Here is a 13,651-nt window from a genome sequence, read left to right as displayed (position 1 = left end):
TTAGTTCTCTCCCTCTACTTCTTCAATCAATCTTTCGGCAATCTCAACCGAGTTTTCACTAACATATAGTTCTATTTTTCCAAACAGATAAGAAGAATCCTGCTTATTTAATATAACCGCGGGAATACCATTCTCTTCCAGCATTTGTTTTACTATTTCAGCCTGAATAGCATTTGTATATGTTTTAATTTTCTTCCAATCGTTCTCCATGGTTTCCTTTTTGTGTTGACAGATAAAATAAGAATACAAAAATAGCAGTAAAAATGAAGCCTCCAACATATATCCACCAAGATTGCACTTCAAATGCATTGATTTCAGCGTAACTTTTACCATTTTTTGTATAATAAAAGGCCATGATCGTAGCGCCTGCATTGTTGACGAAATGACCAAAAATAGGCAACCAAATATTTCTGCTCCATAAATAGAGATAACCAAAAAATGCGCCCAACAACATCCGTGGTATAAATCCAAAAAACTGCAGGTGTATGGCACTAAAAACAATAGCCACAATCCAAATGACAACGTGGGGGTTGGAAACCCATCTTCCGACAATATTTTGAAGAACACCTCGAAATAATAGTTCTTCACCTACAGCAGGTATCAATGCCAGAACGATCAAGTTAAATAGAAATCCAACAAAACTTGTTTCTACGATAATCCCCTCAATCAGATCCCCCGATTCTCGCTCACTACGTTCCATCCAAACCTGAACAGATCTCATATTATCAGGCAACTGCAATGATTCGTTCCAATGCCCTATTAAGCTCATCAATGGCATAAAAGCGAGCATTGCGAAAAAGATATATGCAAGTTGCTTTGCCTGTGGCGTATATTCCTGTTTAAAATAAGTGATTCCATATCCCTCTCGGGTATTCATCAGGTAGGCTGGTACAACAAAGGATCCCAAGCTACTCAACAGCAATAGAAAACGCATTTCATTCGCTGATCCCTGCATTAGGGTAGCCATTGAAAATGCCTGTCCTGTAAACTTGTAGTAGAAAAAGAGAATAAGGATACCGATGACCTGTGAAAGAAAGGTAAATCCGATGACCAACAGGACCAAACGCAATAACGATTGAAAAGGGGAAGTAGTTTGCTCGGGGTACATAAATTTAAAATATGCTTTAAAGATAATAATAAAAGCAAGCTACTTTATAAAATCACTACATTTCAATAGCCATTAATTCATTAAAGTAGCAAAAAAAGACCATTTACTAAAAGCCTATCTAAGATGATTTTAAAATACTTATCAAGGGAAGATAACGAGCCTTACAAACATGCAAAAAGGGCTTTGGAAGTAGTTTCCAAAGCCCTTTTTATCGCGATTCTCTTATTAGTTCACCCGTATTGGATCCGCGGGTTTCTGTAGATTTTTGTAAGGATAGGTTTTCATTTCTTCCAATAAAATCTTCACCGTTCTTTCCAATTGTGGATCACGTCCTTCTAGCAAATCTTTTGGTAATTGCTCAACAAAGATATCCGGAGCAACACCCTCATTTTCTATAATCCAGTTGCCTTTCAGGTCATATACACCAAAATTTGGTGAAGTAATACGTCCACCATCCAATAACGGCGGGTACCCACTGATACCGACCAAGATTCCCATTGTTGTACGGCCAACCAATTTACCTAGGCCTTTGAAACGGAACATGTACGGCATCATATCACCTCCAGAACCAGCATTTTCATTTATGATCATCGCCTTTGGTCCGTAAATACCATTACCTGGAGTCGTAAATCCCTTGCCATCACGAATACCCCAGCCAGATATTAATTCACGGGATAGTAAGTCAATGACATAATCGGCCACCCAGCCTCCACCATTGTTTCTTTCGTCCATCAGAAGGGCCTTTTTATCCATCTGAGAGAAATAATAACGGTTAAAGTAGGTATACCCCTCAGGACCCGTATTTGGCATGTATACGTAAGCGATTTGTCCATTGCTTAACTGATCTACTTTCTTACGGTTGCGCTCCACCCACTCCATGCTACGCAAACTCATTTCGTCTCCAAAAGAAATCGGTTTTACAATGACTTCCCGAGCACCAACCAGAGATGGTTTGGAATTAATTTTTAACGCGACCTGTTTGTCTACAGTATTATCAAATAGACTATAGATATCCTTATCTTCTGTTAATTCAACACCATTTACAGCGACAATATAATCGCCTTCTTTGATATTCAATCCCGGTTCTGCCAATGGTGCCTTAAAAGAAGGGTTCCATTCCAAACGTGTAAATAACTTTGCTATCTGGTAATATCCATTTTTGATCGTATAGTCAGCCCCTAATACACCTACTGATACAGATGGGGTAGAAGGTTGATCACCTGGATAAATATAATTGTGTCCAACAACCATTTCGCCCATCATTTCGTTCAGTAAATAACCCAAATCAGAACGATGGTTAACAAATGGAAGAAACTTCTCATATTTGGTTTTCATGGCTTTCCAATCAGCACCATGCATATTCTCTACATAGAAATAGTCTTTCTGCATTGCCCAAACTTCATTGAAGACTTGTTTCCATTCTGCAACAGGATCTACCAATTGTTGGATACCATCCAATTTTATCGCACCTGCAGTCGGAGACGCAACTTTCTGTCCCGCCGTCACAATATTATAACCATTCGCTGTCTGATATAACATCTTCTTGCCATCGGCACTGATTACAAAACTACGAGCATTCTCCACCAATGTCTTATTTTCCAGATCTTTAAAATCGTAGGCCCCAATGGTACCTCCGCGTTGGTATGTCAACTGGTTTGGAACCAAACCGTTCAGATTCCAATAGGTACCTACTGGCAACGGTAAAGCGACAATGCGGTTCTCGATACGGTCAAAATCTACCTGAATGGATTTGTCTTCAGGTTTATTAGCTGGCGTTTCCTCTTTTTTGTCTTTTTTCGGCGCCTTTTTATCATTTTCTTTTACGCGAGCTGTTTTGCTGTCTCCTTTTTCAGCTGGTTTGTCCGCTTTATCTTCACGAATCTGCTCTTCATCACTTTCATTCTTAAAGAACGAAGGGGTTTTACTTGACAAAATAAAGGCATATACGGCATAATCAACATTACGTTGCGTCGCTGACATATGTAGACCAGAATTGGTCAATCCTGTATTAGTACTCGCTGTGAAGAAAAGATATTTACCATCCTGTGAAAAGGCAGTACTACGAACAGAACTCATACCGTCTGTAATCTGCTGCGTTTTCTTTGTATCCAGATTGTACATAAATACAGCCGGAACGCCATTTTCCAAAGTACGTGTAAACGAAATCCATTTTGAATCTGGAGACCAGCTTGGTTGAAAATGATTGGATACTCTACCGGTTTGTCCACTCAGTTTATCGTCTGCAACCTTTACAATAGCCTTAGATGCGATATCAATATAGTACAGATTGAGGTGAGCGTCGTTATAGAATAATTTTTTCGAATCCGGAGACCACGTAGGCTCAAAATAAAAATTGGTTTCGCCCAGATTGAAATATAAAGGCTGATCCTTTCCAAACTGATCCACTAAAACCAACTGATAGGAACCATTTTTATCTGAGATGTAAGAAACCCATTTTCCATTGGGAGACCAATCTGGAAAACGTTCATGAGAACCTGGTGAATTCGATAAATTACGTGCCTCACCTTTTTCTTTTGGCACAGTAAAGATCTCCCCCCGTGACTCGAATAGCGCACGTTGACCTGTAGGAGAGAGGGTCGCATAGCGAATGTCCTCTTTGATATTTTTATAATAAGGACGCTTAAACATAGCGTCTGTATTTACACTAATATGTAGGGCGGTTACCTTATTATTGTTTAAGCTTAATGTATTTAATACGCCAGCATATTCAAAAATCAGCTCATTGCCATTTCCATTGAGCGAGCGAACATCGTAATCTTTGAAATCAGTTAGTTTTTCAACTTTCTTTGATTTGGTATCGTAACTGAAGATGTTTACTATTTTATCACGATCCGATAGAAAGTAGACCTTACTGCCTAACCAAAGGGGTTTAACATCGTTGCTTTTTACCTGTGGAATTGCTTCAATTTCCTTGGTTTTTGTATCAAAAATCCAAATCGTCGGTGTACCACCACCTCGGTAACGCTTGAAAGCTACACGATCGCGCTCTGTAGGATCAGTATTTTTGATATAAGCCCAATAACGTCCATCCGCAGAGGGACTGCCTTGGTTAGCTTCTGGCATCAATAAAGCTTTGTCCATACCCAATCTTTGGATATTGGAACTATATAATCGTGGACTCAGCGCATAGGTAAAATCACGTGATGTAGTATAAAATACTTCGTCATTATTCAACCAGCCACGCAATACATCTGAAGATGGATGATACGTAATACGCTTGGGTTCACCTCCTTCAATAGGAAGGACATATACATCTGTATTACCATCATAATTGCCTGTAAATGCTACTTTTTTTCCATCAGGCGAGAACATTGGGTTTTGTTCTACGCCAGGGTTTGTCGTTAGACGTTTTGGATTTGCACCATTTTTGTCTGCGATCCAAATATCTCCTCCGTACACGAAAGCAATATTATTGGCACTGATACTTGGATTTCGGAGCAATAAAGTTTCCTGTGCTTTGGCCTGTAGAAATGATGTTCCTACCAAAAACGCAGCAATAAACTTAAAATGAGTTTTATTCATAAATGTTTAGTGGTTAAAATTTATTATGCAAAGCTACTATTTTGTCTAGTACATCGCTTCGTATATCAACAAAGTTGCATAAAAAATATCATAAAAAAAAAGCCCTGCTGTTGAGCAGGGCTTATATACTGTTATCGAAGATTAAAAACCGTATTCTTGTTCGATTTCCAATACAATACCTTCGTCTACCAAAACACGACCGCAATGTTCGCAGATAATGATTTTTTTACGTTGACGAATCTCAGATTGCATCTGAGCGGGGATTTTGTTGTGACATCCTGAGCAGCTATCACGATCGATAGAAACGACCGCTAAACCATTTTTGAAAGAATTACGTAAACGGTAGTAAACTTTTACCAAACGCTCCTCAATATTAGCCTCCGCTTCAGCAGCTTTAGCTAATAAACCATCTTCTTCCTTTTGGGTTTCAGAAGTAATTGTCTCCAATTCTTTCTTTTTACCTTCAAGCTCGCCTTTGCTGTATTCTAGGTTACCTACAGTAGTATCGTAGTTTTCTGTTTTGTTACGAATCTCGAACTCTGCTTCTTTGATTCTCTTTTCACAAACCTGAATCTCAAGACCTTGGATTTCAATTTCTTTCGAAATAGCGTCGTATTCACGATTGTTCTTTACCTCATTTAACTGCGACTCATATTTTTTGATAGCAGCTTGGGCATCCTTAATCATGTTTTTACGCTTAACGATTGAATCTTCTAAATCGTCTAAGTCTGTTCTGATCTTCTCAATACGAGTTTCTAAACCCGCAATCTCATCTTCAAGATCTGCAACTTCCATAGGCAATTCACCACGAACCTGGCGAATTTTGTCTATTTTAGTATGTATGGCTTGCAAAAGCCATAGTGCTTTCAATTTTTGTTCTACGGTTTGTTCCATCAACTGTAGTATTTTATAGGATTTGTATCTATTTCTGTTGTTAAGGTTGCAAAGTTAGGAAATTTTTTCGTAATAATGTCGTACAATAATTCTTGCGTAAATTGTTCGCTCTCAAAATGTCCCGTATCCGCGATGACAATTTCACCCTCGGCATCAAAAAATTCATGGTATTTATAATCAGCTGTCACAAAAAAATCAGCGCCAGATCGCTTTGCTGCACCTAACAAAAAACCTCCTGCGCCACCACAGACGGCAACTCTACTTACTTTTCTGCCAAGAAGTGCTGTATGGCGAATAACGTTTAGTTTAAGGTTTTCCTTCAAATAAGCTAAAAAATCCCGTTCGTCCATAGGCTCGGGTAAATTCCCGATCATTCCAGCTCCAATTTCCACTGTTGTATTCTGCAAATCGAAAAGATCATAAGCCACCTCTTCGTAAGGATGCGCTTCATAAAGTGCCAAAAGCAGCTTTCTTTCTATTGAACGTGTATATATCACCTCGATCCGCGTTTCTTCGACACGTTCCTGTGTTCCTATTTCGCCGATAGTAGGTTCGGATCCCGCCAAAGGTCTGAAACTTCCATAACCTGCAGTATTAAAACTACATTGATCATAATGTTTCCCAATTTGGCCCGCTCCAGCATCAAATAATGCTGTCCTGACTTCTTCTACATGACTCCTTGGCACAAACACAACCATCTTGCGCAATACATTGGGTTTCGATTCCAATATAGCCTGATTAACCAATCCAAGTTTATCTGCTATCTTTGAATTGACCCCGCCAGTGACATTATCCAGATTGGTATGTATCGCGTATAGCGCAATTTTATTCTCAATAGCTTTTATGACAGTGCGTTCCACATAATTCTTTCCATTGAACTTTTTTAAGCCTTTGAAAACAATGGGATGATGTGAAATAATTAAATTGCATCCTTTTTCGATCGCCTCCTGTACAACTTCCTCTGTACAATCCAACGAAATTAATACTTTGGTAATCTCCTGATTTGCATCGCCTACGATAAGTCCGGCATTATCATAAGATTCCTGCAAATCCAATGGAGCCAGCTGCTCCAAATATTGAATAACTGCTTTAATTTTCATCGTTTATAATCACCTCCTTTTCTCTAAATTTATCGTGTTCTTCTAAAATTCTACGGTTTGCACTGATGTTGAACCAATAGTTGGCCAATGTGACAAAGTGCATAATACCCAAAACACCTAGAATAGAAATCGGCAAGGGGATATTTGCAGCCAAATAAATCCATGCATATAATGATCCTTTCCGATAAGTTGGGTTTTCCTCTACAGCTATCTTACGATCATAGAACTCATTGATGAGGGAATCTCTCAGGCGGGAAGCGACCTGAAAATTCCAATAAATATTGACTAATGGAATCGCCACCAACCAAGATTGATTGGGTGTCATCAATCTATTTTCCACCGCGACCAAGTTTAAAGTTTTGCGAATCGTATTCGCAAATAATAACCAAATAATGGTGCGTATAACGATTAGACCTAAAGCCGGATAGAGTATTTCGGGTTTACTTAATTCATTTAATAATTCTTCTTGCGTCATTGAAATATCTTGCTCTTATTTATTTTTCCTGTAATAACAAATCTACTAATTCTTTCAGCTTTTTTATTTGCGGATTATGATCTCCGATCAATTCAACGGTTTTAAAATGACGTTGCTTAGCTTTTGCGTAAAATGGATAAAAGTCATCTTTGTCCATTGTCTTACCTTCTTCGTAGGTCAAGATATAAGTAGCGGGAATTCTCTCCCTTTCTGAGTTTCTTAAACTGATTTTATCAGTCATCGTTTTCAAAGGGTGGGGGACGTCCCGCGGAAACTTACTTTCGTCTTTTACCCAAAATGGAATAATAAAACCTTCCTTCTCAAATTTCAAAAGACCATTGTCCCCAGGCTTTACCATCAAACTCAAGACCGATTCCTGATTATCGGGAAGGATGGCGTCTAAATATACCAATTTTTTTATTCTATCCGGAAGACTGTCTGCTACACCCGTTATTATCATTCCACCATAGCTATGTCCAACCAATACAATATCTCGAAGATCTTCAAATAATATCGTATTGACAACATCGTTGATGTGGGTCTGTAAACGAATAGAAGTATCCGCTAAATGATAACGTTCTCCCAAACCGGTTAGTGTAGGACGATATACTTTATGTCCTTCTTTTTCTAATTCATTTGCTGTCTTTTTAAATTGCCAGGCGCCACCCCAGGCACCGTGTACAATAACATAAGTAGTTTGCTGTGCATAAGCAGATTTTAAGCCTACAACTAATGAAAAAAACAATATAAAATAACCTAATTTATTAAATTTCATTACATTATGTTTAGTCAAATTAACACGTCACTCCTCCTAAATCTACTCAACAATTTGCTATGTTCCAATAAGCGTTTTCCATTTTGCAGTCGAAAACGACATATGTGAGTAATTACTCACAAAACTACACCTAGCTTTATCCTTGTTTAAAGATAGATTTCATATTAAAACTGTCCCAACAGATAAAGCAGGGTAGGGGAGAACTCAACATAACTTGTTAGACATACAGCAAAAATATTGTAGGTTTTTTATGGTAATCCTCTTTTTGTTTTTTCCATTCAGCAATGGTTAGACTCTTTATAGACTCGTCAGCGGAAGTGACATTACAGGCTACGCAAAGCTGTGTATTGGATTTACAGTTTTTTAGAATATCTTCAAGAAGATGGTTGTTTCGAAAAGGAGTTTCAATAAATATCTGAGTTTGCTTCTCGCGCATAGATTGTTGCTCTAGATCTTTGATTTTCTTTGCACGTTCATTTTTATCAATAGGCAAATAGCCATGGAAAGCAAACTTCTGTCCACTAAATCCTGAAGCCATAAGTGCTAATAGGATGGAACTGGGACCAACCAATGGTACCACTTTTATCCCAAGCTGATGAGCACGAGCAACCACAGAAGCACCGGGATCCGCTACACCCGGACAGCCGGCCTCCGACATCAATCCTACGTTTTTTCCTTGCTTCAAGCCCTCGAAAAAATCATTGATATTTCCTTTGTCCCGCGCATGTTTACCATAATCATGTATCGTCAATTCACTTTGAGGAATTTTTAATCCGGCCAGTTTGAGAAACTTTCTCGCCGTCTTTTCATTTTCCACGATATATTCATCCAATGTATTGATTGTCTCAATCAAATAAGGAGTAAAAGATTGGAATGCAGCATCATCGCTCAAAGGAACGGGAATTAAATATAATATACCTTTTGCCATATACAAACCTACTAATTAACGACCATTTGACTATAGTAATTTTAAACTTAGCATAATTTAACCTTTAAAAATGATTAAGTTTGCGAATTTTAAACTCATTATTAGTATTTTAGCATAAGTATTTGTTGCAACAATAAACATCATCCAAATGATCACACAAATTACAGAAGGCGTAAAAATCTCGGTTGAAACCATGTATCAATCGGAGTATTCTAATCCCGACCGTGAACATTTTATGTTTGCTTATCACATTAGCATAGAAAATTTGAGCGATTACACGGTACAATTAATCAGTCGTTACTGGAAAATATTTGATGCAAAAGGCGACTATCGAGAAGTGTCGGGAGAAGGTGTTGTAGGCGAGCAGCCTGTTATCGAACCGGGCCAGGTACATCAATATACTTCGGGATGTAACCTCAACAGTGAATTTGGTTTCATGGAAGGTCATTACAATATGATCCGTTCTTTGGATAATAGCAGTTTCCAGGTTGAAATACCACGTTTCAATCTGATTGCGGATTATGCATTGAATTAAATTTATCAAGGTAATATCATTATTGCCGATTTATCACACAACGAAGCTTTTTTCGCATCGAATAAGAAACTATTTCTTTATTTTTGCGTGCATTCTAAATCAACTTGTTACTGAGATTATGCTGAACTGGATAATTTTGTTCCTCAGCCCCTAGTTAAACATAGCATAGAAAGCCATCCATTAGATTTAATTAGTCAGCAATCAAAAAAGATTATTGATTCAATATATAAATAATTGATAATCAAACGCAACAATATAATTACTTGATTATCAATACATTAAAAAACAATCAGGGGTAATAAATTCCTGAATGGGATTTTATTGTATTAAAATGACTAAAATTAATTTTAGGGTGATATAACGTGAGTATTTTAGCTACAGAACAAGTAAGCCATTCCTTCCATGATAGGTGGCTTTTTAGAGATTTACACTTCGGACTCCAAAAAGGAGAGCGGGTGGCTTTGGTCGGAATAAATGGTACAGGCAAATCAACATTGCTTTCTATTTTAGCAGATCGTACCTTGCCAACATCAGGAAAAGTTGTCAAAGAAAAGGGTATAAAAATAGGCTTTCTCGAACAAGATCCTGATTTCACAGGATTAAAATCAATCAATGATTTTATATATAGTGCAGACAACGATCAGCAACGTCTAATCAGGGAATATGAAGAACTTCTTGAAAGTACTGATATTGATCAAAAAAAATTAGAAGATCTTACCGAAAAAATAAGTTCATTGAATGCTTGGGAATATGAGCATAATATAAAGACGATTTTAAATCGTTTAAATATTATGGACTTTCAGCAGGATATCAAAAGTCTCTCCGGGGGACAACGTAAAAGACTCGCACTGGCCAAACTTTTGATAGACGAGCCGGATGTATATATCCTGGATGAGCCAACCAACCACTTGGATATAGAAACCATTGAATGGTTAGAAAAGTTACTGACCACTGGCAGCAAGACAGTACTTTTAGTTACACACGACCGCTACTTCCTCGATAATATATGTACAGAAATCAGAGAACTGGATAGGGGTAATCTTTACATTTATAAAGGTAACTATTCCTATTTTTTGGAGAAGAAGTCAGATCGAGAAACTATCGATGCAGTCATGGTCGAGAAGAGCAGAAATCTACTTCGCAAGGAATTGGAATGGATGCGGCGTCAACCTCAGGCAAGAGGTACCAAATCTAAATCCCGCATCGAAGCTTTCTACGATCTAGAAGAAAAATCCAAATCAATAAAAGGAAATGACTCTGTTCAGCTTAGTGTAAAAGTAAGTAGACAGGGTTCTAAAATTCTCGAACTGGAACATGTATCCAAGCATTATGGAGCGAAAGAAATCATAACAGATTTTTCCTACACATTCAAAAAAGGAGACCGTATAGGTCTAGCTGGAAAAAACGGAACTGGTAAATCAACCTTTTTAAATCTTATCACAAAAGAAGAAACTCCAGATGCTGGAACCATAGCAGTAGGAGAGACCACTGTATATGGATACTATAAGCAAGGGGGACTTGAAGTAAATGAAAATGATCGTGTACTTGATGTTGTAAAAAATGTTGCTGATTATATTGAGATGGCAAATGGAGAAGTGATTACAGCATCTCAATTACTCACACACTTTTTGTTTCCTCCAGAGAAGCAATTTGGTTTTGTCAACAAACTTAGTGGTGGGGAAAGAAAGCGTCTTCAATTGATGCGGGTATTAATGAAGAATCCTAATTTCCTTATACTAGATGAGCCATCCAATGACCTGGACATTGACACATTAAATGTATTAGAAGATTTCCTTGATAATTATAGGGGCGTACTTATATTGGTATCCCATGATAGATATCTATTGGATAAGTTGACAGATCAACTTTTCATATTTGAGGGAACAGGTAAGATCCGTATCTATAATGGAAATTATGCCGACTTTAAATCAGAACAAGACGAAATCCAAAAATTAGAAAAGGAAAAACAAAAGAAAAATAGCCAAGACAAAGCTAAACCTGAGGTAAAAGAGGAAAAGAAAAAGCTCTCTTACAAGGATCAACTTGAATACAATAAACTGGAAACAGAAATAGAAAATCTCGAACTACAGGTAAAGACAAAGACTGAAGAATTAAATCAATTAACAGATCATGTCAAGCTTTCAACATTAGCAGAGGAGATTAAAACGATACAAGAACAGATAGACCAAAAATCGGAACGATGGTTATATCTTGCAGATTTTATGTAAAATTTTCAATCGGGTTTCACGTGGAACGTAGATAAAAGAGTAAATTTGTAAACAAATAAAAAGCCACGTTTCACGTGGAACAAGGATATAGAGATGTTTAAAAAATACAATGTAATTGTAGTAGGTGCAGGACATGCCGGATGTGAAGCAGCAGCAGCAGCAGCTAATCTGGGTTCTTCCACTTTGCTTATTACAATGAATATGGGTGTGATAGCTCAAATGAGTTGCAACCCCGCTATAGGTGGTGTAGCCAAAGGACAAATCGTAAGAGAAATAGATGCAATGGGAGGATACACAGGTATCATTGCAGATAAATCAACGATTCAATTCCGCATGCTTAATCTTTCAAAAGGTCCAGCGATGTGGAGTCCACGTACACAAAATGATCGGATGCGATTTGCAGAGGAGTGGAGATTACAATTAGAATCTCTGCCAAATCTAGATATGTGGCAAGATACCGTCAAAGAGGTAATCGTTAAAAACGGAAAGGCATGTGGAGTCATCACTTCTATGGGAATAGAAATTGAATCGGATGCTGTTGTCCTAACAAACGGAACATTCTTAAATGGCGTAATCCATATCGGTGACAAAAAATTTGGTGGTGGTAGAACAGGAGAGAAGGCTGCTACGGGACTGACGGAACAGCTCGTTTCACTGGGCTTCGAATCAGGTAGAATGAAAACTGGTACGCCACCAAGAATTGATGGCCGTAGTCTTAACTATGGTCTCATGGAAGAACAATGGGGTGATGAAAAGAAAGGACGATTCTCCTATACAGATGTAGAAATGCCAACAGAACAACGCTGTTGCTGGATTACATATACCAATGATAAGGTACATGAGATGCTTCGTACGGGCTTCGAAAAATCACCTATGTTTACCGGACGAATTAAAGGTTTGGGTCCCCGTTATTGTCCCTCAATAGAGGACAAAATCAATCGCTTTGCGGAGCGTGAGCGACACCAGATTTTTGTGGAACCAGAGGGTTTCAAAACAGTAGAAATTTATGTCAACGGATTCTCCACATCACTTCCAGAAGATGTACAGCTAAAAGCGCTACAACTTATACCCGGATTTGAAAATGCAAAAATGTACCGTCCTGGATATGCGATAGAGTATGACTATTTTCCACCAATGCAGCTTGATCTAACATTGGAAACCCAATTGGTAAAACATCTATTTTTTGCTGGACAGATCAATGGTACTACGGGGTATGAAGAAGCCGCAGCGCAAGGATTCCTTGCCGGTATAAACGCTCATCAACGTATCAATGATGACAAAGAACTTATTCTAAAAAGATCCGAATCTTATATTGGAGTATTAGTAGATGACCTTGTCACAAAAGGAACAGAGGAACCGTACCGCATGTTTACCTCTAGAGCAGAACACCGTTTACTGCTACGTCAGGATAACGCCGATATCCGTCTTACACCATTAGCCTACAAGCTAGGATTAGTCGGAGAGGAGAGACTAAAGAAAGTGCAAGATAAAATAGATAACTCCAATAACATCATTGAATACCTCAAACAGAATTCAACGAATCTTGAAAAGATGAATACGGTATTGGCAGAAGTTGGATCCAGTGCACTTGCTCAAAAAACACGTTTAAGTAATGTACTAGCCCGACCACAGGTCAGCATACAAGATATCGTCAAAGGCGATGAAGCCTTTGCTCAATATGTTTCGCAATTTGATAATGAAACAATAGAGCAGGCAGAAATTAACATGAAATACGAGAGCTATTTTGAAAAAGAAATAGAAATAGTTAATCGCATGAAGAAGATGGAAGATAGAGAAATTAATCCTGATTTCGATTATAGTTTACTAACTTCACTGTCAATTGAAGCAAGACAAAAATTAGCGAAGGTAAAACCTAGAACATTAGGTCAAGCTTCCCGAATTTCGGGCGTATCACCATCAGATATCAGTGTTTTAATGGTACATATGAGTTAATTAATTGATTTACAGGTAATTATAAATAAAAATAAACAAGCTTAAAATAAGCGATTTAAGACAATATTCTATTTTTTATGACAACTTCTTTAAAAAGTAATAAAAGTAGTTC

11 protein-coding genes are annotated in these 13,651 nt (G+C 37.8%); 3 read left to right on the top strand and 8 right to left on the bottom strand.

The features are described 5' to 3' along the window. From DFQ12_RS22475 to DFQ12_RS22440, 8 genes are all read right to left on the bottom strand, one after another. Positions 1–210, bottom strand: coding sequence for a putative signal transducing protein (locus DFQ12_RS22475; protein WP_120261309.1), 210 nt, complete (start codon positions 208–210; stop codon positions 1–3). After that, a complete protein-coding gene (locus DFQ12_RS22470) occupies positions 185–1,108 on the bottom strand; it encodes a CPBP family intramembrane glutamic endopeptidase (RefSeq protein ID WP_120261308.1) in 924 nt (307 codons plus the stop codon). Before DFQ12_RS22470 ends, DFQ12_RS22475 begins: the two co-directional genes overlap by 26 nt. Before the next feature lie 225 nt (positions 1,109–1,333). Next, positions 1,334–4,651, bottom strand: a complete 3,318-nt coding sequence (locus DFQ12_RS22465) for a S41 family peptidase (protein ID WP_120261307.1) — start codon at positions 4,649–4,651, stop codon at positions 1,334–1,336. A 141-nt stretch (positions 4,652–4,792) separates the two neighbouring features. Further along, entirely contained in the window at positions 4,793–5,545 is a 753-nt protein-coding gene (locus DFQ12_RS22460; RefSeq protein ID WP_120261306.1) for a zinc ribbon domain-containing protein, read from the bottom strand. Then, positions 5,545–6,645: a Nif3-like dinuclear metal center hexameric protein gene (locus tag DFQ12_RS22455; RefSeq protein WP_120261305.1), complete on the bottom strand. Its 1,101-nt coding sequence runs from the start codon at positions 6,643–6,645 to the stop codon at positions 5,545–5,547. Before DFQ12_RS22455 ends, DFQ12_RS22460 begins: the two co-directional genes overlap by 1 nt. Next, positions 6,635–7,120 (bottom strand): hypothetical protein, encoded by a 486-nt coding sequence (locus tag DFQ12_RS22450; protein WP_120261304.1) that lies wholly within the window; start codon positions 7,118–7,120, stop codon positions 6,635–6,637. Before DFQ12_RS22450 ends, DFQ12_RS22455 begins: the two co-directional genes overlap by 11 nt. Positions 7,121–7,139: 19 nt before the next feature. Then, entirely contained in the window at positions 7,140–7,895 is a 756-nt protein-coding gene (locus tag DFQ12_RS22445; RefSeq protein WP_120261303.1) for an alpha/beta hydrolase, read from the bottom strand. Positions 7,896–8,112: 217 nt separating this feature from the next. Continuing rightward, entirely contained in the window at positions 8,113–8,823 is a 711-nt protein-coding gene (locus DFQ12_RS22440) for an SAM-dependent methyltransferase (protein ID WP_120261302.1), read from the bottom strand. Positions 8,824–8,971: 148 nt separating this feature from the next. Between DFQ12_RS22440 and apaG the strand changes: the two genes are divergently transcribed. From apaG to mnmG, 3 genes are all read left to right on the top strand, one after another. Further along, positions 8,972–9,358 carry a Co2+/Mg2+ efflux protein ApaG gene (gene apaG, locus DFQ12_RS22435; RefSeq protein WP_120261301.1) on the top strand — a complete coding sequence of 129 codons (387 nt, stop codon included), beginning with the start codon at positions 8,972–8,974 and terminating at the stop codon, positions 9,356–9,358. A gap of 362 nt (positions 9,359–9,720) precedes the next feature. After that, on the top strand, positions 9,721–11,586 hold the full coding sequence (locus DFQ12_RS22430; protein WP_120261300.1) for an ABC-F family ATP-binding cassette domain-containing protein: 1,866 nt from the start codon (positions 9,721–9,723) through the stop codon (positions 11,584–11,586). Positions 11,587–11,679: 93 nt separating this feature from the next. Beyond that, positions 11,680–13,539 carry a tRNA uridine-5-carboxymethylaminomethyl(34) synthesis enzyme MnmG gene (gene mnmG / locus DFQ12_RS22425; protein ID WP_120261299.1) on the top strand — a complete coding sequence of 620 codons (1,860 nt, stop codon included), beginning with the start codon at positions 11,680–11,682 and terminating at the stop codon, positions 13,537–13,539. The last annotated feature ends 112 nt before the right edge of the window (positions 13,540–13,651 follow it).

The organism is Sphingobacterium detergens (genome assembly GCF_003610355.1).
Taxonomy (GTDB): Bacteria; Bacteroidota; Bacteroidia; order Sphingobacteriales; family Sphingobacteriaceae; genus Sphingobacterium; species Sphingobacterium detergens.
This window is presented reverse-complemented; position numbering and strand designations above follow the sequence as displayed.